Here is a 22,095-nt window from a genome sequence, read left to right on the forward strand (position 1 = left end):
GGCATGCAGATCGGCTTGCAGACACGTTCCACAGCCGCCCGGCGCGCCGCCGCGGCCGCCGTCTCGGCGGCGCTGGCGGCGTCGGCGGCGGCCTGCGGCAGCGCCGACGCCGACACCCCGTCCGTCGTCGGCAGGGACAGCCTGGTCATCGCGGTGAACGAGGACCGGCCGGGACTCGGCTTCCGCGACCCCGACCTGCAGGGCTTCGACATCGACGTCGCCCGCGAGATCGCCCGCCGCCTCGGCGTGCCCCGCGACCGCGTCGACCTGCGGCCGGTGCCGAGGGACGTCAACCGCGAGGACCTGCTCGTCACCGGCCAGGTCGACATGGTCGTGGCCAGCTACTCCATCACCCCCGAGCGCAAGACCAAGGTGCTGTTCGCCGGGCCCTACTACGTCGCCCACCAGGACATCCTCGTCCGCCGCTCCGACACCGCCGTGCGGAACGTGCGGGACCTGGCGGGCCGCACGCTGTGCAGCGTCGCGGGTTCGCTGTCGCACCGCCGCGTCATCGACGAGAAGGGCGTCAAGGCGACCCCGCGCGAATCCGGCGGCTACGACCAGTGCCTGGTCGGCCTGCAGGACGGCGACGTGGACGCGGTGTCCACCGACGACCTGATCCTGGCCGGGCTGGCCGCGCGGGCGCGGGACGGCGGCGCGCCGGTGCGGCTGGTCAACGCCCCGTTCTCCGACGAACCGTACGGGGTCGGCCTGCACCGCGACGACGTGGCGGGCTGCGAGGCCGTCAACAAGGCCATCACGCGCATGTACCAGGACGGGACGGTCCCCCGGCTGCTGCACCGCTGGTTCGGGGCGTCCGGGCTGCGGCTCACCACCACGGTGCCGCAGTTCGAGGGCTGCGACGAACCCGTCGCCGGGAGCTGAGCGGGCCGGTGGAGCGGCGCCGCCGCGAGCCGGCCCGGGGGCGCCCCGCCTTTCGGTCAGGAAGATAAGTCGCTTACGTAAGTGCTCCTCCTGGTACGTCCCCGTAGGTTATGGTCGCGATCACAACACGATGAGAGAACCGCCGCCGCGTCCGGAGGAGTCCCATTGACGACGGTGATCCTGGTGGTGCTGTGCGTCGTCGTGGGGGCGCTGGAGCTGTACGCGGGCCGGCAGAGCAAGCACCAGGCCGCCGCGTTCGTGCGTCGCGTCGACGAGCTCAACGAGCAGGTCACCAAGCAGAACAGCGTGCTGGTGACGGTGGGCGAGCAGCTTTCCGCCGAGCTGTCGCGGGTCAAGCGGGACGTGCTGCCCGCGCTCGACTCGCGGCTGCGCGACAACACCAGCCAGGTCGAGGAGCTGGCCGCGCTGGTGCACCGGGCCGACGAGTACCTGCGCACGCAGGCGGGCCGGCTGCACGAGCTGGAGCAGCAGCGGGTCACGCTCGCCGCGCTGCGCCGCAAGCTGGCGGAGGTGGAGACGTCGGTGCGCGCGGTCGCCGAGGCCGGCGCCCGCACCGGCGAGCGCGGCGCGGGCGGCGCCGACGTGGAGGCGGCCCTGGCGCGGCTGGCCGAGCTGGAGCGCGACGGCGCGGGGATGCTGGAGCTGCAGCGCACCCTCACCCGCACGCTGGAGGACGTGGAGGACATCGTCGCCGAACTGCTGGCGTTCACCGAAAGCGAGCTGGACGAGGCCGTGACGGCCACGCTGGAGGCCCGCCCCCGCGGCGGGCGCGACGGGACGTCGGTCAACGTGGTCGGGCGGCTGTGGACGCGCGACGGCCGGCTGGAGGACATCCTCGCCGAGGTGTACGAGCGGTGCCTGGAGGCCAACCGCCTGCGGATCCGGTTCCGCACCACCGACAAGCCCAATGGCCTGCCGGCCGACGACGCGCCGGAGCGCCGCCGCTACTTTCTGGCCGGGCAGCGCCCCGAGGACCTCGGCGGCGTCTTCACCGCCCTGCTCATCTCCACGGGCGCGGACCTGCCGCCGGGCGGCGGCCCGGCCTCCCTGGCGCGCGGACGCCCCGGCGAACGCGTCCTGCCGCCCGGCGTCACCCCCGAGCCTCCCCCCGAGGACGAGGCCGCGCTCAAGGCGCTGCTGCGCGCGCTCTACGAGAGCAGCGGCGCCGTGGCGCAGATCGGCCCGCTGCTGGCGGTGCGCAGCCGGGACGAGTTCCTGTGCGCCGTGCTCACCCCGCCGCAGTCGCTGGAGCTGGAGAGCGACGGGGTGTTCTGGGACCCGGCCGCCGCCGCCGTGCGGCTGCGGCGCCTGCCGTCCCACCAGCTGTGGGACCTCAGCCTGTGGGCCGCGGGGTCGTGACGGCCGGGCCGAGGCCGTAGGCGCGCACGGCGCGGTCGGACGCGCGCAGCCGCACGAACAGCGGGCACGCGGCCTGCCCCGTCACCGGGTCCGCCTCCGCGCACAGCCCCACGCCCGCCGCGCGGTCCAGGAAGACCACGTTGTGCACGGCCCGCGCGGCGCGCATCGCGTAGGGCACCGAGCCCGCGTCGGCGGCGTCGCACAGCTCCTCGAAGGTGAGGCGGCGCGCGTACCGCACCAGCCCGGCCGCGTCCACGACCCGGGTGCCGATCGCCGCCGACGGCCCCGCGATCACGATGCCGAAGCTGGGGTCCTGCCGCCCGCGCACGTAGATCTCGCGGTCGGGTTCCAGGCCGCGCGCCCGGTCCGCCAGGTGCAGGCCGAAGCCGGTGGCGCGGTCGACGTACCCCGGCGGCCCGAACCCGGGCGCCGCACCCGGCCCGGACGCGCCGTCGCGGACGCCCGTCACCCCCTGCGGCGCCCGCCAGCCCGGCAGGAACACGCCCAGGCCGCGCAGCAGCAGCCGCCACACCGGCCGCCCCGTCACGTCCGCACCGGCGCCGGGCCCCCGGGACGGACCGGGAGGGGGCTCCTCAGGGGTGACCATGCCCCCATCTTCCGGACGCGTCCGCCGATGGGCAAGAAGGCCGCTACCTCCCCCGGCGCGGCAGGGCCTCCCGCAGCTTGGCCCGCACCCCTTCGCCGACGATCCCCCAGGCGTCCCTGTCGCCCTTCAGCAGCGCCTCCATCGTGTTCTTCACCTGGTCGAACTCGACGTGCGGCGGGATCGGCGGCAGGTCGGCGCTGCACCGCACGTCCAGCACCACCGGGCGGTCGGAGCCGAGCGCCTGGTCCCACGCCGGGCCGAGCAGGCCGGGCTTGTCGACTTCGATGCCCTCCAGGTCCAGCGAACGCGCGAAGCCCGCGTACGACACGTCCGGCAGGTCCTGGGTCTGCGGGACGCGCGGCGAGCCGCCCATCGCGCGCAGCTCCCAGGTGACCTGGTTGAGGTCGTTGTTGTGCAGCACCGCCACGATCAGCCGCGGGTCCGGCCAGCTCCGCCAGTACCGGCACGCGGTGATCAGCTCGGCCATCCCGTTCATCTGCATCGCCCCGTCGCCGGTCAGCGCGATCACGGGCCGGTCCGGATGGGCGAACTTGGCGCCGATCGCGTACGGAACGGCCGCCCCCATGCTGGCCAGCGTCCCCGACAGCGACCCGCGCATCCGGCCGCGGAACCGCAGCAGCCGCGCGTACCAGTTGGCGACCGACCCCGAGTCGCAGGTGACGATCGCGTCGTCGGGCAGCCGGGGCGACAGCTCGTGGCACACCAGCATCGGGTTGACCGGATCGGCGGGCATCTGCGCCTGCGACTCCATCGTCTGCCGCCAGCGCTGCACGTTGCGCTCGATCGTGCGGCGCCAGTCGCCGTGCCGCTTGCGGCGCAGCCGCGGCAGCAGCGCCCGCAGCGTGGCCCCGGCGTCCCCGACCAGGTTGACCTCGGTGGGGTAGCGCATCCCGATCATGTGCCCGGCGATGTCGATCTGCACGGCGCGGACGCCGCCGTACTCGGGCAGGAACTGACTGTAGGGGAAGCTGGACCCGACGATCACCAGGGTGTCGCAGTCGCGCATCAGCTCGTAGCTGGGCCGGGTGCCCAGCAGCCCGATCGCACCGGTGACGAAGGCCGGCTCGTCGGAGACGACGTCCTTGCCGAGCAGCGCCTTGGCGATGCCGCCTCCGGTCGCCTCGGCCAGCTCCAGCACCTCGGCGGCGGCCGACCGGGCGCCCTGCCCGACCAGGATCGCCACCTTCTCCCCCGCGTTGATCACCTCGGCGGCGCGGGCGAGCTCGGCCTCGGGCGGGCGGGTCTCGGGCGCCGCGTACCCCGGCGCGCTGGAGGGCACCTGCCGGAAGGCGTGCGCCGGCGCCTCGTACTCGGCCTCCTGCAGGTCGGCCGGGATGATCACGCAGGTGGGGGCGCGCCGGTCCAGGGCGGTGCGCAGGGCCCGGTCCAGCACGTTGGGCAGCTGCTCGGGGACGGCGACCGTGTGCACGTAGTCGGACGCCACGTCCTTGAACAGGACCTGCAGATCGACCTCCTGCATGTAGCTGCCGCCCATGGCGCTGCGCGCCACCTGCCCGACGATCGCCACCACCGGAACGTGGTCGAGCTTGGCGTCGTACAGCCCGTTCAGCAGGTGGATCGCGCCCGGCCCGCTGGTGGCCATGCACACGCCGACGCCGCCGCCGAACTTGGCGTAGCCGACCGCCTCGAACGCGCCCATCTCCTCGTGCCGCGGCTGCACCACCTTGGGCGTCCCCGCCCGGCCGAGCGCCGCGACCAGGCCGTTGATGCCGTCGCCCGGATAGCAGAAGACGTGTTCGACGCCCCAGTCGCGCAGCCTTGTGAGCACGTAGTCGGCCACCGTCTCGGCCATGGCACTCCCCCCCCCGTAACCAGGTCACCTCGGTCACGGGGGGCGTTTCCGGTTTCGCGGGGCCATATCGACGGCGCACCAGACGTTGGCGGTATCCGGACCCGTCCATGACGTGCGGCGACGGCGAGACGGCGGCCGGCCCGGCGAGGAAAACCCGACGGACGCGGCACTGCGGCGCGCGCGCCGCTTCGGCTACCTTTGAAGCCCCTGATCATGACAAGGGTGGCGCATGAACATCCAGGACATGATGGTCTTCCGCCACGAGGCCGGGTCGCGGACCGTGGGCCGGTACCTGATGTCCCACGAGGAGCGGGTGATCGCGGTGCGGGGGCACCCGGCCGTGCTGCTGCCCGCCCTGCTGGCGGTGGTGGGCGGGCTGATCGCCTGCGCGCTGGTCGCCGCCGTGACCGGGATCTGGTGGGTCTGGTGGCTGTGGCTGCCGACCCTGGGCTACCTGGTGTGGAAGGTCCTCGCGTGGTCGCTGCGGTACTTCCTGGTGACCGAGCACCGGCTCATGGTCATCCGCGGGGTGATCAACCGCGAGGTGGCGATGATGCCCCTGGCCAAGGTCGAGGACATCGCGCTGGAGCGGTCGGTGCTCGGCCGCATGCTGGGGTACGGGGAGTTCGTCATCGAGTCGGCGGGGGACAAGCAGGCGCTGCGCAACGTCCGCTTCATGCCCTACCCCGAGCAGCTGTACCTGGAGGTCTCCACGGAGGTGTTCGGCGCCGAGGACCCCTCCCCGGACTGACCCGCGCGTCCCGCCGGGCCGTCGGCCGCGGGAGGCGCGCCGGTCACCGGCGCGGGACGCTCCGCCGCGCGGAGACGACCGCCACCAGCACGCCGACCGCGAAGATCAGCGTCCCCATCACGTTGACCTGCGGCGGCATGCCGGTCCGGGTGGAGCCGTAGACCCACAGCGGGAAGGTGACGGTGGCGCCGCCGGTGAACCCGGTGATGACGAAGTCGTCGATGGACAGCACGAACGCCAGCAGCGCCCCCGACACCACCCCCGGCATGATCATCGGCAGGGTGACCAGCCGGAACCTCGTCCACGGCCCGGCCCCCAGGTCCTCGGCGGCCTCCTCGACGGCCGGGTCGAGGCCCGCCACGCGGGCGCGCACCGTCACCGCCACGAACGCGATCGAGAACATCACGTGCGCCGCCAGGATCGTCGGATAGCCGCGCGGCAGGTTGAAGGTGACGCACATGGACAGCAGCGCGGCGCCCATCACGATCTCCGGGCAGCAGATCGCCATGAGCAGCACCAGGTTCGCCGCGCCCCTGCCGCGGAACCGGTGGCGTCCCAGCGCCAGGCCCGCCGCGGTGCCGAGCACCGTGGTGACCGCCGTGCTGAGCAGCGCGATCGTCACCGAGTTGACCAGCGCGGCGGTCAGGTCCGGCTTGTCGAACAGGTGCCGGTACCAGCGGAGGGTGAACCCCTCCCAGCGGTAGTTCTGCCGGCTGTGGGTGTCGTTGAACCCGAACAGGATCATCACCGCGATCGGCAGCAGCAGCCAGGCGATCAGCAGCACGGTGTAGACGTGCAGGAGGCGTCCCGAGGACGCGGCGCGGCGGCGCGGGGCGGGCGGCGCGGTCATCGGCGGGCCGCCTCCAGGACGTCCCGCGTGCCCAGGGCCCGCGCGTAGACGAAGACCACCACCAGCAGGATCGCCATCAGCGTGAACGACAGCGCCGAGGCCAGCGGGTAGGCGCTGTTGTGGAAGTACTCCGACTGGATCACGTTGCCGATCATGGTGTTGTGCGGGCCGCCCAGCACCTCGGCGTTGACGTAGTCGGAGCAGATCGGCACGAACGTCATGACGACCCCGGCGAACACGCCCGGCAGCGACAGCGGCAGGACCACCCGGCGGAACACCTGGAACCGCGAGGCGTACAGGTCGCGCGCGGCCTCCACCAGCCGCCGGTCGATCCGCTCCAGCGCCACGTAGATCGGCAGCACCATGAACGGCAGGTAGTTGTAGGTCAGCCCGGACACCACCGCGAACCCGGTGTCCAGCACGTGCGCGTCGGCGGGCAGCAGGCCGCGGTCGCGCAGCGGGCCGAGGACCGGCCCGTTGTCGGTCAGCACCAGCTTCCACGCGACCGTCCGCAGCACGAACGACACGAAGTACGGCACCAGGAGCAGGAACAGGTACGTCGACTTGCGCCGCCCGCCGCGCGTGGCGATCCAGTACGCGGCCGGGTAGGCCAGCGCCACGCACGCCAGCGTGGCCAGCAGCCCGTACCACAGCGACCGCGCGAACTTGTCGCCGTAGGCGGCCAGGCCGTCGGTGTAGTTCTGCCAGTGGAACGTCTGCCGGAACCCGTCCACGAGGTTCCCGGTCTGCAGCGACAGCGACACCATCAGCACGAGCGGGACGGCGAAGAACACCAGCATCCACAGCCCGGCCGGAAGGACCAGCAGATACGGTGCCGCCCCGCGCCGTGTGGGACCGGCCATCACGACCCCTTGCTGATCGGCTCGAAGATCTTCTGGTAGCGGGTCTCCTCGTCCTGGGTGAGCCGCCGGTAGTGCCGCAGCCGGGCCATGTCGTCGGCCGCGGGGAACACCAGCGGGCTCGAGCCGAGCCGCTCCAGCTCCTTCTTCTCCTCGCCGCCGGCCTTGCGGGCGTGCTCGGCGATCACCGTCCGGACGGCGGGGACGGGCGTGATGTAGTTGATGAACTCGGTCAGCGGCGCGTTGTTCTCCGGGTCGTACAGCCAGTCCATCATCGTGATCGCGTCGACCGGGTTGGCGGCGGTCTTCGGGATGCACAGGTTGTCGGTCCAGATCGTGCCGCCCTCCTCGGGCACCGCGAACCTCACGTCCGGCCCGGCCAGGCTGTAGACGTCGCCCGACCACGCCATGGTCAGCCACACGTCGCCCTTGCTGACGGCGTCGATGTAGTCCTGCTCGTAGTACTTGCGGACGATCCCCGCGTCGCGCTGCCGCCGGAGCCGCTCGGCGGCCCGCTCCCAGTCGGCGGGGGTCGACTTCTCCGGGTCCACGCCGATCAGGAACATGCCGAAGTTGCCGAGCTCCTGGGAGTCGGCCAGCATGCCGACCCGCCCCTTGTACCTGGCGTCGAACAGCTGGGCGATGCTGGTGATCTCCTCGTCGACGTACCTGGTGTTGTAGGCGATCCCGGTGATCCCCGACACGTAGGGGACGGTGAAGGTGTTGCCCGGGTCGTACGACGGGTTTGTGAATCCGGGCCCGGCGTTGGCGGCGAACGTCTTCAGCCGGGAGTGGTCGAGGGGCGCCAGGTAGCCCAGCTGGCGGGCCTTCTCCAGCTGGATGCCGTTGGTCATGACCATCAGGTCGAAGCCGATCGACTGCCCGGCCGCCAGCGGCGCCTGGATCCGGCCGAACCACGACGCGGTCTCCTGGATGACCTCCTTGTACTCGACCTCGATCCCGGTGGCCTTCTCGAACGCCTTGAGCGTCGCCCGGTCGTCCTCCATGTACCCGGGCCAGTTCGCCCAGCTCAGCCTGCCGTTCCTGGTCTTGCCCGCCCAGTACCGCTCGACCTGCGACCGGGTGACGTCCTGCTTGCCGCCCTGCCCCTGCACGCCGCACGCCGCCAGCGCCAGCCCGGCCCCGGCGGCGCCCAGCACCCGCAGCACGTCGCGGCGGGGCCGGGTCAGCCCGCGCAGCAGCGAGGGATCGAGGTGGTCGCGGACGGAGGTCATTGCGCTGCTCCCATGGCGTACGAGTGTCGCGGCTCCCACGTCAGCCAGACGGTGTCCCCGCGCCCCGCGACCTCCTCGGCCGACGCGGCGTTCTGCGCGAACACCACCATCTCCGCGCCGGTCGCGGTGCTGACGTTGTAGTTGGTGGACGTGCCGAGGTAGGCGATCTCGGTGACGGTGCCGCGGACCGCGCACAGCCCGCCGCCGGGCCGCCGCGTCCCGATCCCGATCTTCTCGGGCCGCACGGTCAGCTCCAGCCGCCGCCCCGGCGCCGCCGCCAGTCCCGGACGCAGCGGCACCTCGATCCGCCCGTCCGGGCCGTAGGAGATCACCGCGCGGCCGTCCTCGATCGCCGTGACCTCGCCCTCCAGCAGGTTGGACGTGCCGATGAACCCGGCCACGAACCGGGTCCGCGGCCGCTCGTAGATCTCCCGCGGGGTGCCGAGCTGCTCGATCCGCCCGGCGTTCATCACCGCGATCCGGTCGGACATGGTCAGCGCCTCGCCCTGGTCGTGCGTGACGTACACGAACGTGACGCCGACCTCGCGCTGGACGCGCTTCAGCTCCACCTGCATGGCCTGGCGCAGCTTCAGGTCCAGCGCGCCGAGCGGCTCGTCCAGCAGCAGCGCGCGCGGCCGGTTGACCAGCGCCCGGGCCAGCGCCACCCGCTGCTGCTGCCCGCCCGACAGCTCACCGGGGCGCCGCCGCTCCAGCCCCGTCAGGTCGACGATCTCCAGCATCTCGCCGACCCTGGCCCTGATCTCCGGCTTGGGGACGCGGCGGCGGCGCAGCCCGAACGCCACGTTGTCGAACACGCTCATGTGCGGGAACAGCGCGTACGACTGGAACACCATGTTGACGTCGCGCCGGTCGGGCGGGACACCGGTGACGTCGGCGCCGTGCAGGTACACCGCGCCCGCCGTCGGCTGCTCGAACCCGGCGACCATCCGCAGCGTGGTCGTCTTGCCGCAGCCCGACGGCCCCAGCAGGGAGAAGAACTCGCCCTGCGCGATCGCCAGGTCCAGCCCCCGGACCGCGGCCACCGTCTGGCCGTGCGCGCGGTACTCCTTGGCCACCCCCGCCAGCTCGATGGCGGGCAGCGCGGCGCCGACGTCCGCGGGCGCCGCGGCATGCTTGGTCTCGGTCATCGGGGTCCTCCGGTCCGGGGGCGCCGGCCGCCGATGTGCTCGACGCGGGCGTTCTCCTCGACGCCGTACCGTAGCCGGAATACAACGACATCCCGTCACCAAGGGCAGCGTATCGGCTCATAACCCCCATCCCAGAAGCCACACCGCCCCAAGTCCCCCAAACCCCGAACTGCGCCTCTCCCACCACCAGCCCCTCCGACCACACGCGGCCCAGGGTGCGTCCGGTGGATCACGGTGGGTCCGTGGCAATGCGGTGGCCGGAGTGCTCCGGTGCGGTGGTGACAGGCCGGGCCTGGCGTGACGCGGCGATGTCGCGCATCACCTCGGGTCGGTTGGTTCGGGAAGACGCCGGCGCAGATGCCGTAGGCGTCCCGTACCAGACCGGTAGGCGCGCAAGAGCCTCGGCGCACCTGCCATAGCGCGCCGTCGACGGTGGGGGCAGCACCGCGGTCGACACCTCAGAACGCAGCCACAGGGGCCACCTGACGCCCCCACACGGTCTCTGGGCGGTCACAGGGCGGCGCGGAGGCGGGCGGCGTAGTCGGCGGCCTCGGAGTCGGAGGCGTAGGTGTGGCGGGGCCAGAAGAAGCCGCGCAGGCCGTCCTTGCGGTTGCGCGGCACCACATGGACATGAAGGTGGGGGACGCTCTGGCTCACCCTGTTGTTCATGGCCACGAAGGACCCCGCGGCGCCCAGCGCCGCCTCCATGGCCGACGCCAGCCGCCTGGCGTGCGCGAAGAACTCGCCGAGCATGTGCTCCGGCAGATCCGGCAGCGTCTCGATGTGCTCGCGCGGGACCAGCAACGTGTGTCCCTTGAACAAGGGCCGGGCGTCCAGGAACGCGACCGCGTCCGCGCTGTCCAGCACAAGGTGGGCTGGACGCTCGCCCTTCACGATCTCGCAGAACAGGCACGGCTTGGCGGACGCGGAGTCTCCCATGCGGGCATTGTGCCGCGCGCCGGAGGCCAACGGCGCGCTTACCCGGCCGAGCGTGTCTGAGCCCCTTCGGGCCCGGCTCGCTCACGGGTTCCCCCGTGGTGATCGGCGTGCTCATGTCGCCTGGAGGGTCAGCCATGCGTGGTACAGGGGCTGGCCCTGGTGGGTGCAGAAGTAGACGCGGCCGGGGTCGCCCCAGTACCAGTCGAGGCGCGGGTCCGAGTCGAGCTGGAGCAGCAGGTTGCAGCCGTGGGCGCCGTCCTCCGACCCCGGGGGGTCGAGGTCTTGGCCGAAGGCTCGGCGGCAGCCGGAGCCGAGGGGGCGCTGGACGAGGGCGGGCCAACCGCCGATCTGGTGGACGGGCGTGTCGTCCGGCCAGATGTGCTGCATCCAGGCCGCATACAGCTGCTCGTACACCGGGAGCGTGCCGCTGTAGGTGTTCTCCAGCTGCCGCAGCACGGGCTCCTGGGGCGCCGGCAGGGACAGGAGGGGAGCCGCGTGCAGGGTGCAGGGCGGGTAGGTCACCGCTCCCTCCGGCGGCTCGGTCTCCTTCAGGTCGCCGGAGAAGAGTCTCCAGCCGTCGCGTTGGTCGGGCTCGTCGCCCCAGGGGCGTGGGGTGGCGCTGGCGTAGTAGAAGGCGACCCGCCCCTCGGTGGGAAGGCCGGGGAGCGTCACCATCGCGGCGAGCCGGGTGAAGTCGACGGTGCAGAGGTAGTCGAGGGGGCGGCCGTTCCAGGTCGGCCACGGCGCGCCGGCGGGGAGCAGGGGCGTGCCGCCGAACCGCACCGCGGTCTCGCCGTCCGGGCCGAGCCGCACCGCGGGCCGGACCAGCGCCAGGAGCGCCGCGATGACCTCGGGGGCGAAGAAGACGCCGAACATGGAGCGCAGCCGCTGACGCTGCGCGGTGAAGTGATCCATGTCACGAGCGTCGCGCGTCCGGCGGTCGTTGACCAGAGCTACCGGAAACTGTGGATAACTCTGTCAGCGGGGTTCGAGCGCGCCGGCGAGCTGGACCAGGAACTCGTCGACCTCGTGCTCGTCGTAGCCGGGTCCGAAGCGGACGACGCGGAACGCGCTCTCCCGGACGTCGCGGGCGGTCACCGGCGGGGCGGTGCCGCGCAGCCCGTCGATGACGCGGTCCAGGAAGGCGTCCACGTCGCGCACGTCGTACCCCGCGCGCACGCCCGAGCCGGAGAACCGGGCGCTCTGGATCCAGGTGATCAGCCAGCCGGGGTGCACCCGGGGCCGCCGGGGGCGTCGGCCGAGGGGCGCCGCGGCCTGCAGTTCCAGGACGCATTCGCGCAGCAGTTCGTCCACCGCGCGCGGCTCGTAACCGCGCAGGACGATGTCGAACCGGGTCCGGCGCACCTCGTCGGCGGTCACCGCGGCGCCGCCCCGCAGCGTGTCGCCGATCCTGCGCAGCAACCCGTCCACCTGGGCGCGGTCGTAACCGCGAAGCGCCAGCGGCAGGCGCCTCCCCGTTCTCACGGCACCGGACTCCTCAGCGTTCCGCGCGTGCCGTCCGGGGCGGCGGCGCCCGCCTCGCCCGAGGCCCGGACGCCGCGGGACGTCCCTTCCGGCCCGCTACTTCGCGGCGGTCGCGGCCAGCTGGCCGCAGGCACCGTCGATCTCCCTCCCCCGAGTGTCGCGAACCGTGACCGGCACCCCGTGCGCCTCCAGCCGGCGGACGAACTCGCGCTCGTCACGGGGCCGGGAGGCGGTCCACTTGGATCCCGGCGTGGGGTTCAACGGGATCAGATTGACGTGTACGAGGTGGCCGCGCAAGAGCCTGCCCAGAAGATCCGCCCGCCACCCCTGGTCGTTGACGTCCTTGATCAGGGCGTACTCGATGGAGACGCGGCGCCCCGTGCGGTCGGCGTACGCCCACGCCGCGTCCAGGACCTCCCGCACCTTCCACCGGTTGTTGATGGGGACGAGCTCGTCGCGCAGCTCGTCGTCAGGCGCGTGCAGCGACACCGCGAGCCGTACGGACAGGTCCTCGGCGGCCAGCTTCTCCATGGCGGGGACGAGCCCGACCGTGGACACGGTGACCGCGCGCTGGGAGATGCCCAGCCCGCGCGGGCTGGGGTCGGTGATGCGCCGGATGGCCCCCAGGACCGCCTTGTAGTTGGCCAGGGGCTCCCCCATGCCCATGAAGACGATGTTGGAGACGCGTCCCGGCCCCCCTGGGATCCGCCCGGACGCCATGGCGCGCGCGCCCGCCGTGACCTGCTCGACGATCTCGGCCGTGGACAGGTTGCGGGTCAGCCCCGCCTGCCCGGTGGCGCAGAACGGGCAGTTCATGCCGCAGCCCGCCTGGGACGACACGCACATGGTGGCCCGGTCGGGGTAGCGCATCAGCACCGACTCGAACAACGCGCCGTCGAAGGCCCGCCACACCGTCTTCAACGTGGTGCCGCCGTCGCACGACAGGTCCCGCACGGGGGTGAGCAGGGTGGGCAGCAGTTCCGCCGTGAGCCGCTCGCGCACGGCCGCGGGCAGGTCGGTCATCTGCGCGGGGTCGTCGACCAGGCGCGCGAAGTAGTGGCGGGACAACTGGTCGGCCCGGAAGGGCTTCTCCCCCAGCGCGGCGACCGCCTCCCGGCGTTCGGCCGGGGTGAGGTCGGCCAGGTGGCGCGGCGGCTTGGCCCTGCGGGGCGCCGCGAAGACGAGCTTGGGCGGCGTCTTCTTCCCGGCGGCCCCGGTGGTGGCTGGTTCGGCGGTGGCAGACATGGTGGTTCCAGTGTCGCAAACCCCGCCGCATGCCCCGACCGCCGTCGCCCCGGGAACGCGCCGCCGCGCATGAGCGCGACATGCCTGCGCACGGCCCTGTCTGCGGCTAAGGTCTCGATCATGTCGGTATTGCGCAGGGGGTCCTCTACGGCCGCGTCGACCGTCCTGTCCGAGGTCAGCCCCTACGGGAGCCGCCGGCTCGTCATCGAGTCCGACGGGGTGGTCACCGCCGCGTACCTCAAGGACGTCCGCGACAACGTGGTGGGGGCCGCGTGGGTCGCCAACCATCAGGCGGCGCCCGCCGAGCAGGATCGGGCCCGGGTGGAGGCGGGGCTGGCGCCGCTCATGCCCGCCTCCCATGTGCGTCATCCCAAGGGCCGCGAGCCCGTGCGGGCCGGCTCGCTGGAGGTCGTGTGGTTCGAGGAGGGCGACGGGGTCGCCGTCCTCGAGGCGGGGGAGCCGCTGTGCGTCATCCCGGGCTGGTCCGACATGAGCCGGGGCATCCCCGGCTACAGCCGGGACGTGAAACGGCAGAGCCCCTTCGCCTTCCCTCTCGACGACGAGATCGACGAGTTCGCACCTCGCGTCAAGCGCGCGCGGGAGCACTGGGAGGTCTGCGCCGAGGAGGGCTCCTGGGCGGACTTCCAGCAGTCGGTCCTCGGACACCTGCTGCAACGCCTCGGCCCGGGCGGCCACTACTGGCACGACGTCGGCCGCCGGCACCCCGGGGGCACGAGCGGCGCGGCGCCCACGGTCGGCGTCTCCGAGCGGCCCGCCCAGGAGGGCCGGGATTTCACCGTGCTCAGCACCGTCGGCATGAGCCGCCAGCGGATGCCCACCGTCGAGCTGTACGAGGACGACGTCTCGCCGCACAGCCGCATCGAGCTGGCCGTCGCCACGACCCTGCCCAGCCAACGCGCCGGCAGCATCTTCCCGTGGCTGTCGCAGTACCCGTGGCGGTCGGTCACGTGGTTCGCGCCCGGCGACGTGGTGAAGTGGTACCACGATGCGCACACGTTCCCCCTCAATACCGGGGGCTCCCAGTGGGAGGGGGTGCTGCTGCTGGAGGACCCGAGCCGTCTCGCGGGGCCGGTTCCTCCCGGCCTGACGGGCCTGTCCATCGGCGGCGACCACGTGCGGTGGCTGTGGCTGGTGCCCATCACCGCCGAGGAGCACCGCTACGCCAAGAACGAGGGCTCCGACGCCCTGGTGCGCCGTCTGGCGCAGCAGGGCCGTTCCTGGGTGGTGTCCTAGCCGTCCGCACCAGCCGTCCGCACCGGTGCGGCGCCCTGCGGGGCGTTCACCGGTGCGCACCCGGCCTATGGTGCGGGGACGAAGAGTTCCAGCAGCAGCCACACCACGGGAAGCGTGGCGATCAGGGAGTCGAGGCGGTCCATGACGCCGCCGTGCTCGGGCAGCAGCGTCCCCATGTCCTTGATGCCGAGATCCCGTTTGATCATCGACTCGACGAGGTCGCCGACCGTGGCGGTGACGACGGCGGCGGCGCCGATGACGGCCCCCTGCCACAGGCGCCCGTCCAGCAGCCACCACACCAGCCACGCGCCCACCGCCATGCAGGCGGCGGCCGACCCGGTGACGCCCTCCCAGGTCTTCTTGGGGCTGATGGACGGCGCCAGCTTGTGCCTGCCGAAGAACGACCCCGCGAAGAACCCGCCGATGTCGCTGGCGACGGTGACCGCCACGAACACCACGATGCGGTCGTCGCCGTCGCCCGGCCGCAGCAGCAGCGCGGCGATGCCGCCCATGACCACCAGGTAGCCGACCATGAAGAGCCCGGCGGCGGCGTCGCGCACGTACCCGTCGGCGCCCTGGGGCATCCGCCACACGAGCACGCCGAGGATGGTCAACGCGGCGGCGGCCACCAGGCCCGTCGGCCCCCACGCGTACGAGGCGACGGCGGTGGCGACCGTCCCGGCGGCCGCCGGGATGAGCGGGGCGCGGATGCCGCGCGTGGCGAACGCCCCGTTCAGCTCGTGCAGCCCGACGAGCAGGAAGGCGGCCAGGACACCGAGGAAGATCTCCTTGACCGTGTACAGGGACACCAGCACCAGGGCGCCGAGCAGCACGCCCACGCCGACGGCGACGGGCAGGTTGCGGCCCAGCCTCCTCTTCGGCGCGGGCGCCTCCCCCTCGGCGGCCGGGGCCGACGCGTCACCGGAAGGCCCCGGGGAGTGCGCGTCCTCCGCACGGCCCGGCGAAGGCGCGCCCTCCGCGGCACCGGAGGGACCGGAGGACACGTGGGGCTCAGCCGGTGAGCCCGACGGCTCTCCGGTCTCGTGCAGCTCCATCAAACTTCGAGCAGCTCCGCCTTCTTGTGCTCAAGCAGCTCGTCGATCTGCGCCACATAGCGGTGCGTGACGTCGTCGAGCTCCTTCTCGGCGCGCCGGACCTCGTCCTCGCCCGCCTCGCCGTCCTTGGCCAGCTTGTCGAGGGTCTCCTTGGCGCGGCGGCGGATGTTGCGGATGGCCACCCGGCCCTCCTCCGCCTTGCTCCCGGCGACCTTGATGAACTCGCGCCGCCGCTCCTCCGACAGCTCGGGGAAGACCACCCGGATGACCTTGCCGTCGTTGGTGGGGTTGACGCCGAGGTCGCTGTCCCGGATCGCCTTCTCCACCGCGTTCATGGAGCTTCGGTCGAAGACCTCGACGATGACCATGCGGGGCTCGGGCAGCCGGAACGACGCCAGCTGGTTGATCGGCGTCGGCGTCCCGTAGTACTCCGCGGTGATCTTGTTGAACATGGCGGGAGTGACGCGGCCGGTGCGGATGGCCTGGAAGTCCTCCTTGGCGACCGCGACCGCCTTTTCCATCTTCTCCTCGGCTTCGAGGAGGGTCTCGTCGATCACTTCGACTCCCATGTCACCTAGTCGGCCCTTGCCACCTATGCCATTGTCCCCTGATCCCAGAGTCCCCGGGACCACGGATGCGCCGCTTTCCCGGAACCGGACGCCGCCGTCCGGACCGCGGCGGTGCCCCCCGCGGCCGGACCGGCCCGGCCGCTCGGCGCGCCGCGTCCCGGCCGCGTCAGCCATCCGCCCGGGAGACCAGCGTGCCGATCTTCTCACCCCGGACCGCCCGGACGATGTTGCCCTGGCCCATCAGGTCGAACACGACGATGGGCAGTGCGTTGTCCATGCAGAGGCTGATGGCCGTGGCGTCCATGACCTTCAGACCCCGCTGGAGCACCTCACCGTAGTCCAGCCGGTCGAATTTGACCGCGTCCGGGTTCTTGCGCGGGTCGGTGTCGTACACGCCGTCCACCTGCGTGGCCTTCAGCACCGCCTCGGCGCCGATCTCCAGCGCGCGCTGGGCGGCGGTGGTGTCGGTGGAGAAGAACGGCTGGCCCAGCCCGGCGCCGAAGATGACCACGCGGCCCTTCTCCAGGTGGCGGATGGCGCGCCGCGGGATGTACGGCTCGGCGACCTGGCTCATGGTGATCGCGGTCTGCACCCGGGTGTCCAGGCCGATCTTCTCCAGGAAGTCCTGCAGGGCCAGGCAGTTGATGACCGTGCCCATCATGCCCATGTAGTCGGCGCGCGCCCGGTCCATGCCCCGCTCGGCCAGCGCGGCGCCGCGGAACATGTTGCCGCCGCCGCACACCACGGCGACCTGGACCCCTTCGCGCACCGCCTCGGCCACGCCCTCGGCGACGTGCTGCACGACGGCGGGGTCGATGCCGAGCGGTTCGGCGCCGGCGAACGCCTCGCCGGACAGCTTCAGCAGCACTCGCTTCCACCCGGCGCGCTGCGGGCGGGTCGCAGACGACGGGACCGCCGTCGTGTCAGTGGTCGATGTCTCCTGCACGTCGGCGGCCTCCTCGATTCGGCGTCTGCTGGTTTGTGCCGGCATGCCTGCCTCGCAGGCTTCAAGGGCCGTCCCCGAGGACTTCCCGGGATCGGGGAGCTTCCCGGTGGTCGCAGGCCCTGTTCGCACCGGGCTCTCCGAGGCTCCCTGCGCCCTCACGCGGGCCCCCTGTAGGCCCTTACCAGCCCACACGGTAGCCCGTAAGCCCCACGGTAGTCCTCGCGGGGGTGTCCCGGAGTGAGCGGACTCGCCGCCTCCGGGACGCGCCCGGTCACGGCTCGGGCCGGGCGACGATCCGGGGGCTGTCCCGTCCGGGTCGTCGCTCATCCGCCCGTCCTGCCGGACTGTTCGAGCCGACCGGGCCGACCGGATCCGGGCCGGAACGCGCTGCCATCGTCCGGCCGGATCCGAGCCTGTGCCGCGACCCGGGCGCCGGGCGGCCGCGGGCGGCGCCGCCGGAGGGCGCCCCCATGCCCGGCACCGGGTCGCCGGTCGCCTCGGCCTCGTCCGGGCGGGGTGTCAGGCCTGCCCGACCTTGAAGCGGGCGAACCGCTTGACCTTGACCCCGGCCTCGTCGAGGACCTTGGCGATGGTCTTCTTGTTGTCCTTGACGAACGCCTGCTCGACCAGGACGAAGTCGCGGAAGTAGGCGTTGACCCGGCCCTCGACGATCTTCGGGATGGCCTGCTCGGGCTTGCCCTCCTCGCGGGTCAGCCGCTCGGCCAGCTCGCGCTCCTTGGCGATCACGTCGGCCGGGATGTCGTCGCGGGTGAGGTACTTGGGCGCCATCGCCGCGATCTGCTGGGCGATGTCCTTGGCGACCTCGGCGTTCTCGGCGTCCAGCTCGACCAGCACGCCGGTGGTCGGCGGCAGGGACGGGTCGGACTTGTGCAGGTAGCTGGCCACGTAGGCGCCGGTGAAGTGGGCGTAGCGGCCCAGCTCCAGCTTCTCGCCGATCTTGGCGCTGGCCTCCTGGATCAGCGCCTCCACGGTCTTGCCCGGCTCGATCTCGGCCGCCAGCAGGCCCGCGGTGTCGGTGACGTCGCTGCCCGCGGCGAACGCGACGATGCGGTTCGCCAGCTCGATGAACTCGGCGTTCTTGGCGACGAAGTCGGTCTCGCACTTCAGTTCGAGGATCGCGCCGTCGCCGGTGCCGTTGAAGTGCTCGGCGACCAGGCCGTTGGCGGCGGTGCGCTCGGCGCGCTTGCCGACGTCCTTGGCGCCCTTGAGCCGCAGGATCTCCACGGCCTTGTCGAAGTCGCCCTCGGCCTCGGTCAGGGCGTTCTTACAGGCCATCATGCCCGAGCCGGTCAGCTCGCGGAGCCGCTTGACGTCAGCGGCGGTGAAGTTCGCCATCGCTCTCTTCGTCTCTGTCGTCGTGGGACGTAAGGCTTGGGTGGAGACCGGGCTCCGGGGCGCCGCCAAGGGCGCCCCGGAGCCCTCGGTCGTCAGGCTCCCGTGGCCCCGCCGTCCTTGTTCTCGGCGGGGGCGGCGGACTCGCCCTCCTTGGGCGCGGCCTCGGCGGCCGGGGTCTGGCCGCTCTGCAGGAGCTCGCGCTCCCACTCGGCCAGCGGCTCGGCGGCGGCGCCGCCCTCGGCCGGCTTCTCGTCCCCGCCGGAGGCGGCCCCGGCGCGCGCCATCAGCCCGTCGGCGACCGCGTCGGCGACGACGCGGGTCAGCAGGCTGACGCTGCGGATGGCGTCGTCGTTGCCGGGGATCGGGTAGTCGACCTCGTCGGGGTCGCAGTTGGTGTCGAGGATCGCCACCACCGGGATGCCGAGCTTCTTGGCCTCGTTGACGGCGATGTGCTCCTTCTTGGTGTCCACGACCCACACGGCGCTGGGCACCTTGGCCATGTCGCGGATACCGCCGAGCGTGCGCTCCAGCTTGTCCTTCTCGCGACGCAGGCCCAGCAGCTCCTTCTTGGTCATGCCGGAGCCGGCCACGTCGTCGTAGTTGATCTCCTCCAGCTCCTTGAGCCGGGTGAGCCGCTTGTGGACGGTGGAGAAGTTGGTGAGCATGCCGCCCAGCCAGCGCTGGTTGACGTAGGGCATGCCGACCCGCGTGGCCTGCTCGGCGATGGCCTCCTGGGCCTGCTTCTTGGTGCCGACGAACAGGATCGTGCCGCCGTGCGCGACCGTCGCCTTGACGAACTCGTAGGCGCGGTCGATGTACGACAGGGACTGCTGCAGGTCGATGATGTAGATGCCGTTGCGCTCGGTGAAGATGAAGCGCTTCATCTTCGGGTTCCACCGGCGGGTCTGGTGGCCGAAGTGAACGCCGCTTTCGAGCAGCTGCCGCATGGTGACGACGGGTGCCATGGCCCGTGATCTCCTGTCCGGCCCGGTCGCTTCCGGGCCACGTGTCTCGGTTGTCCGCCTGCGCCCGCGACACGGCCACGCCGCCAACGCATGACGGACCGAGCGGCTGTGCCCCACCGGCGATCAGGCCAGGTGACTGGCGAGCGCGTGAATTCGGCCGTCTGGGTGAGCACCCACACGACCGTTGCCCAAGTCTACGGGATGTGCAGCGCACGGGTGGAACGGGCCGCACCGGCGGCCCTCGGCTCGCGGCGGTTATCCACATGCGCTACAGGGTCTGGCGACCTTCAGACGAAGGGGAGCAGGCTGCCGCCCATGAGCCTACTCACCATCCTCCTCGCATGCACCACCCTGGCGGCCGTCCCGCTTGCGACCAGCCCGTCTCCGACGGGTGTGATCGCCTCGAACGCCTCAAACCGCCCGGTTTCCTCGGCGGTGCCCACAACCCCCGTCAGTGCGTGGCGGTCAGAGCCCGCTCCTGGTCGCCCGGTCCCGGCCGACCCTCTCACCTCACCGCCGCTCCCCCTTCTCTCGACACCGGCGCCCTCACAGGGCGGCCCCTCCGCGCCGCCAAACCATTGGCGATGGCCGACGGGGCCGCCCGCCCCCAGGGTGCTGCGGTCGTTCTCTCCGCCGCCGTCCCCTTGGAGCGCCGGTCATCGCGGCGTTGACCTGGCGGCCCGTCCGGGCGAACCGGTGTACGCGTCCGCCGCGGGCCACGTCTCCTATGCGGGGCGCCTCGCAGGGAAGGGCGTCGTGGCCGTCACCCACGGGGCGCTGCGCACCACGTATCTGCCGGTGCGCCCCGCCGTCCGCCGAGGACGCCATGTGCACGCGGGCACCCGCATAGGCACCGTAGAGGCGACCTGGCCGCACTGCCCGGTCACATGCCTGCATTGGGGCCTGATCCAGGGTTCGGTCTATCTCGACCCGCTTCCCCTGGTACGGCCGAAGGTCCGCCTCCTGCCCTACTGGGAGCCGCGTCCACAGCAGAAACCGTCGCCCCCGCCGGGGACAGCCGCCTCCCCGGGCATGGACCTGCGGGCGGCCACAACGGCAGGCGGTGGAGCGCTGGTAGGGATGCTGCTGACATTCCTGCTGAGCCTGGCGTGGCGCCACAGCCGCTCCCGTCTCTCCAAGCGCCGCCCGCCACCCGGCGTCATCGACCTGGCCAGGGAGCGCCGACAACGCCGCGCGCCCTGACCTTTGTCACCGAGCGGGCAGGCAGCGCGGCACGCCGCGGATGCGGTGGCGTGGGGCCCGTGGCGCCGGACGTCATCCGGTGCCACGGGGGTGGGCGCGGCGGTGGACCTGCTTGAGGCGCTCGATGGAGACCTGGGTGTAGATCTGCGTGGTCTGCAGGGAGGCGTGCCCGAGCATCTCCTGGACGCTGCGCAGGTCGGCGCCGCCTTCCAGCAGGTGCGTGGCGGCGGTGTGGCGAAGGCCGTGGGGGCTCAGATCCGGCATGTCGCCCGCCTCGGCGATGCGCGCGTGGACGATCCGCCGTGCGCTGCTGGGGTGCAGGCGGCCCCCGCGTGCGCCGAGGAAGAGCGCCGGGCCGCTGCGCTCGGTCGCCAGTTCCGGGCGGCCGTATCGCAGCCAGTCCTGCACGGCGCGTGCCGCCGGGTCGCCCATCGGCACCGTGCGCTCCTTGCCGCCCTTGCCCAGCACCCGCACGGTCTGGCGTTCGGCGTCCAGGTCGTCGACGTCGAGGCCGCACAGCTCGCTGACGCGCACGCCCGTGGCGTACAGCACCTCCAGCACGGCGCGGTCGCGCAGCCCCAGGGGCCCTTCCGCGTCCATGCCGTCCAGCAGCCGGGCGGCCTGGTCCTGTGCCAGCACGGTGGGAAGGTCGCGCAGCCGTTTGGGAGTGCCGAGGAGCAGCCCCGGGTCGTCCGATATGAGGCCCCGCCGGAACAGGTAGGCGGTGAAGGTCCGCGCGGCGGCGGTGCGGCGGGCCAGGGTGGCCCTGGACCGGCCGGCGGCGTGCTGCCCGGCCAGCCAGGCGCGCAGGACGGCGACGTCGAGCGCCTCCAGCCCCGGCACTCCGACCTCGGTGGCGTAACGGCAGAGGTCCTCGATGTCGCCGAGGTAGGCGCGCAGCGTGTGCGGCGACACTCCTCGTTCGGAGCGCAGGTGCCGCTCGAACTCCGCCAGCACCTCTTGCGGGACGGCGGGCGATCGGGGGGCGTCGTCGGCGTTCACAGCCTGCACGCTGCGCCAAGAAGGCCGGGAAGGCAAGCACCGCCGACGCTTTCAAGATCACAGTTCCGGAGTTATCCACAGAATTCGGTTCGCCTTTTGCTCGCCGTGACGCGGCGTCACCGTTGACGCACGGAGGTGAACCATGAACGACAACGCGCCCCTCGGACACCGCGGCGAGCAGGCCGCGGCGGCCTACCTGGTCGGCCTGGGCTGGACGATCCTCGACCGCAACTGGCGGTGCCCGGAGGGCGAGCTGGACATCGTCGCCCACGACGGCGGGCGCCCCGTCGTCTGCGAGGTGAAGACCCGCAGCTCGGCGGCCTACGGCACGCCGCTGGAGGCGATCACGCCCGACAAGGCCGCCCGGTTGCGGCGGCTGGCCGGCCGGTGGGCGGCCGCGCACCGCGTCCGCGGCGCCGACGTCCGCATCGACGTCCTCGGCCTGATCCCCTGCCCGTCGCCTCCGGTGGGGGCTCGTCGCAGGGGTGTCTCCTGGGTCGCGCGATTTGTGGCCGGGGTGCGCGGG

The 22,095-nt window shown here is 72.5% G+C and carries 22 protein-coding genes; 6 read left to right on the forward strand and 16 right to left on the reverse strand.

From position 1 onward, the window contains the following. The first annotated feature begins 3 nt into the window (after positions 1–3). Together ABD879_RS12105 and ABD879_RS12110 are read left to right on the forward strand one after the other, a co-directional pair. Positions 4–885 carry a glutamate ABC transporter substrate-binding protein gene (locus ABD879_RS12105; protein ID WP_345020611.1) on the forward strand — a complete coding sequence of 294 codons (882 nt, stop codon included), beginning with the start codon at positions 4–6 and terminating at the stop codon, positions 883–885. A 174-nt stretch (positions 886–1,059) separates the two neighbouring features. After that, positions 1,060–2,265 (forward strand): hypothetical protein, encoded by a 1,206-nt coding sequence (locus ABD879_RS12110; RefSeq protein ID WP_345020657.1) that lies wholly within the window; start codon positions 1,060–1,062, stop codon positions 2,263–2,265. Here ABD879_RS12110 and ABD879_RS12115 read toward each other — a convergent pair. Both ABD879_RS12115 and ABD879_RS12120 read right to left on the reverse strand, forming a co-directional pair. Then, positions 2,240–2,872 (reverse strand): hypothetical protein, encoded by a 633-nt coding sequence (locus tag ABD879_RS12115; protein WP_345020612.1) that lies wholly within the window; start codon positions 2,870–2,872, stop codon positions 2,240–2,242. The two genes, ABD879_RS12110 and ABD879_RS12115, sit on opposite strands and share 26 nt — an antisense overlap. A 43-nt stretch (positions 2,873–2,915) precedes the next feature. After that, on the reverse strand, positions 2,916–4,706 hold the full coding sequence (locus tag ABD879_RS12120) for a thiamine pyrophosphate-requiring protein (protein ID WP_345020614.1): 1,791 nt from the start codon (positions 4,704–4,706) through the stop codon (positions 2,916–2,918). Between the two features lie 229 nt (positions 4,707–4,935). On the opposite strand from ABD879_RS12120, the gene ABD879_RS12125 reads away from it, so the two are divergent. Then, entirely contained in the window at positions 4,936–5,457 is a 522-nt protein-coding gene (locus tag ABD879_RS12125) for a PH domain-containing protein (RefSeq protein ID WP_345020616.1), read from the forward strand. A gap of 43 nt (positions 5,458–5,500) precedes the next feature. Here ABD879_RS12125 and ABD879_RS12130 read toward each other — a convergent pair whose 3' ends face one another. The 8 genes from ABD879_RS12130 to rlmN all read right to left on the reverse strand — a co-directional run bounded on the left by ABD879_RS12130 (position 5,501) and on the right by rlmN (position 13,219). Beyond that, positions 5,501–6,307, reverse strand: coding sequence for an ABC transporter permease (locus ABD879_RS12130; RefSeq protein ID WP_345020620.1), 807 nt, complete (start codon positions 6,305–6,307; stop codon positions 5,501–5,503). Further along, the gene (locus ABD879_RS12135) at positions 6,304–7,170 is read right to left on the reverse strand and encodes an ABC transporter permease (protein WP_345020622.1); all 867 of its coding nucleotides are present in this window, start codon (positions 7,168–7,170) and stop codon (positions 6,304–6,306) included. The genes ABD879_RS12130 and ABD879_RS12135 overlap by 4 nt, the downstream gene beginning before the upstream one ends. Continuing rightward, positions 7,170–8,402, reverse strand: a complete 1,233-nt coding sequence (locus tag ABD879_RS12140) for a polyamine ABC transporter substrate-binding protein (RefSeq protein WP_345020625.1) — start codon at positions 8,400–8,402, stop codon at positions 7,170–7,172. The genes ABD879_RS12135 and ABD879_RS12140 overlap by 1 nt, the downstream gene beginning before the upstream one ends. Continuing rightward, positions 8,399–9,550 (reverse strand): ABC transporter ATP-binding protein, encoded by a 1,152-nt coding sequence (locus tag ABD879_RS12145; RefSeq protein WP_345020626.1) that lies wholly within the window; start codon positions 9,548–9,550, stop codon positions 8,399–8,401. Before ABD879_RS12145 ends, ABD879_RS12140 begins: the two co-directional genes overlap by 4 nt. A 510-nt stretch (positions 9,551–10,060) precedes the next feature. Beyond that, entirely contained in the window at positions 10,061–10,489 is a 429-nt protein-coding gene (locus ABD879_RS12150; RefSeq protein WP_345020627.1) for an HIT family protein, read from the reverse strand. 111 nt (positions 10,490–10,600) lie between these two features. Next, the gene (locus ABD879_RS12155; protein ID WP_345020629.1) at positions 10,601–11,404 is read right to left on the reverse strand and encodes a DUF1963 domain-containing protein; all 804 of its coding nucleotides are present in this window, start codon (positions 11,402–11,404) and stop codon (positions 10,601–10,603) included. A gap of 63 nt (positions 11,405–11,467) precedes the next feature. Continuing rightward, positions 11,468–11,974, reverse strand: a complete 507-nt coding sequence (locus ABD879_RS12160; RefSeq protein ID WP_345020631.1) for a DivIVA domain-containing protein — start codon at positions 11,972–11,974, stop codon at positions 11,468–11,470. Between the two features lie 96 nt (positions 11,975–12,070). Next, positions 12,071–13,219, reverse strand: coding sequence for a dual-specificity RNA methyltransferase RlmN (rlmN, locus tag ABD879_RS12165; protein WP_345020634.1), 1,149 nt, complete (start codon positions 13,217–13,219; stop codon positions 12,071–12,073). 120 nt (positions 13,220–13,339) lie between these two features. On the opposite strand from rlmN, the gene ABD879_RS12170 reads away from it, so the two are divergent. Next, on the forward strand, positions 13,340–14,473 hold the full coding sequence (locus tag ABD879_RS12170; RefSeq protein WP_345020636.1) for a suppressor of fused domain protein: 1,134 nt from the start codon (positions 13,340–13,342) through the stop codon (positions 14,471–14,473). A 65-nt stretch (positions 14,474–14,538) separates the two neighbouring features. Here ABD879_RS12170 and ABD879_RS12175 read toward each other — a convergent pair whose 3' ends face one another. From ABD879_RS12175 to rpsB, 5 genes are all read right to left on the reverse strand, one after another. Next, positions 14,539–15,477, reverse strand: coding sequence for a phosphatidate cytidylyltransferase (locus ABD879_RS12175; RefSeq protein ID WP_345020638.1), 939 nt, complete (start codon positions 15,475–15,477; stop codon positions 14,539–14,541). 50 nt (positions 15,478–15,527) lie between these two features. Next, positions 15,528–16,085: a ribosome recycling factor gene (gene frr / locus ABD879_RS12180; RefSeq protein ID WP_285493331.1), complete on the reverse strand. Its 558-nt coding sequence runs from the start codon at positions 16,083–16,085 to the stop codon at positions 15,528–15,530. 178 nt (positions 16,086–16,263) lie between these two features. Then, positions 16,264–17,043, reverse strand: a complete 780-nt coding sequence (gene pyrH / locus ABD879_RS12185) for a UMP kinase (protein ID WP_345020640.1) — start codon at positions 17,041–17,043, stop codon at positions 16,264–16,266. A 519-nt stretch (positions 17,044–17,562) separates the two neighbouring features. Beyond that, on the reverse strand, positions 17,563–18,399 hold the full coding sequence (gene tsf, locus ABD879_RS12190; RefSeq protein ID WP_345020642.1) for a translation elongation factor Ts: 837 nt from the start codon (positions 18,397–18,399) through the stop codon (positions 17,563–17,565). A 92-nt stretch (positions 18,400–18,491) separates the two neighbouring features. After that, a complete protein-coding gene (gene rpsB, locus ABD879_RS12195; protein ID WP_345020645.1) occupies positions 18,492–19,364 on the reverse strand; it encodes a 30S ribosomal protein S2 in 873 nt (290 codons plus the stop codon). A 315-nt stretch (positions 19,365–19,679) separates the two neighbouring features. Between rpsB and ABD879_RS12200 the strand changes: the two genes are divergently transcribed. Next, a complete protein-coding gene (locus tag ABD879_RS12200; RefSeq protein ID WP_345020648.1) occupies positions 19,680–20,567 on the forward strand; it encodes a M23 family metallopeptidase in 888 nt (295 codons plus the stop codon). A gap of 72 nt (positions 20,568–20,639) precedes the next feature. Here ABD879_RS12200 and ABD879_RS12205 read toward each other — a convergent pair whose 3' ends face one another. Then, a complete protein-coding gene (locus ABD879_RS12205; RefSeq protein ID WP_345020649.1) occupies positions 20,640–21,569 on the reverse strand; it encodes a tyrosine recombinase XerC in 930 nt (309 codons plus the stop codon). 142 nt (positions 21,570–21,711) lie between these two features. On the opposite strand from ABD879_RS12205, the gene ABD879_RS12210 reads away from it, so the two are divergent. Beyond that, on the forward strand, positions 21,712–22,095 hold a 384-nt coding region (locus ABD879_RS12210; protein ID WP_345020651.1), incomplete at its 3' end, for a YraN family protein.

It is taken from the genome of Actinomadura keratinilytica (assembly GCF_039539665.1).
Classification (GTDB): Bacteria; Actinomycetota; Actinomycetes; order Streptosporangiales; family Streptosporangiaceae; genus Spirillospora; species Spirillospora keratinilytica.

Excerpts from the sequence above, each read along its gene's own strand:
- ABD879_RS12155 (WP_345020629.1), bottom strand. The coding sequence starts at position 11,404 with ATGGATCACTTCACCGCGCAGCGTCAGCGGCTGCGCTCCATGTTCGGC.
- ABD879_RS12170 (WP_345020636.1), top strand. The coding sequence starts at position 13,340 with ATGTCGGTATTGCGCAGGGGGTCCTCTACGGCCGCGTCGACCGTCCTG.
- ABD879_RS12140 (WP_345020625.1), bottom strand. The coding sequence starts at position 8,402 with ATGACCTCCGTCCGCGACCACCTCGATCCCTCGCTGCTGCGCGGGCTG.
- ABD879_RS12150 (WP_345020627.1), bottom strand. The coding sequence starts at position 10,489 with ATGGGAGACTCCGCGTCCGCCAAGCCGTGCCTGTTCTGCGAGATCGTG.
- ABD879_RS12145 (WP_345020626.1), bottom strand. The coding sequence starts at position 9,550 with ATGACCGAGACCAAGCATGCCGCGGCGCCCGCGGACGTCGGCGCCGCG.
- ABD879_RS12130 (WP_345020620.1), bottom strand. The coding sequence starts at position 6,307 with ATGACCGCGCCGCCCGCCCCGCGCCGCCGCGCCGCGTCCTCGGGACGC.
- rpsB (WP_345020645.1), bottom strand. The coding sequence starts at position 19,364 with ATGGCACCCGTCGTCACCATGCGGCAGCTGCTCGAAAGCGGCGTTCAC.
- rlmN (WP_345020634.1), bottom strand. The coding sequence starts at position 13,219 with ATGTCTGCCACCGCCGAACCAGCCACCACCGGGGCCGCCGGGAAGAAG.
- ABD879_RS12120 (WP_345020614.1), bottom strand. The coding sequence starts at position 4,706 with ATGGCCGAGACGGTGGCCGACTACGTGCTCACAAGGCTGCGCGACTGG.
- ABD879_RS12105 (WP_345020611.1), top strand. The coding sequence starts at position 4 with ATGCAGATCGGCTTGCAGACACGTTCCACAGCCGCCCGGCGCGCCGCC.
- ABD879_RS12125 (WP_345020616.1), top strand. The coding sequence starts at position 4,936 with ATGAACATCCAGGACATGATGGTCTTCCGCCACGAGGCCGGGTCGCGG.
- ABD879_RS12135 (WP_345020622.1), bottom strand. The coding sequence starts at position 7,170 with ATGGCCGGTCCCACACGGCGCGGGGCGGCACCGTATCTGCTGGTCCTT.
- ABD879_RS12115 (WP_345020612.1), bottom strand. The coding sequence starts at position 2,872 with ATGGTCACCCCTGAGGAGCCCCCTCCCGGTCCGTCCCGGGGGCCCGGC.
- ABD879_RS12200 (WP_345020648.1), top strand. The coding sequence starts at position 19,680 with ATGAGCCTACTCACCATCCTCCTCGCATGCACCACCCTGGCGGCCGTC.
- tsf (WP_345020642.1), bottom strand. The coding sequence starts at position 18,399 with ATGGCGAACTTCACCGCCGCTGACGTCAAGCGGCTCCGCGAGCTGACC.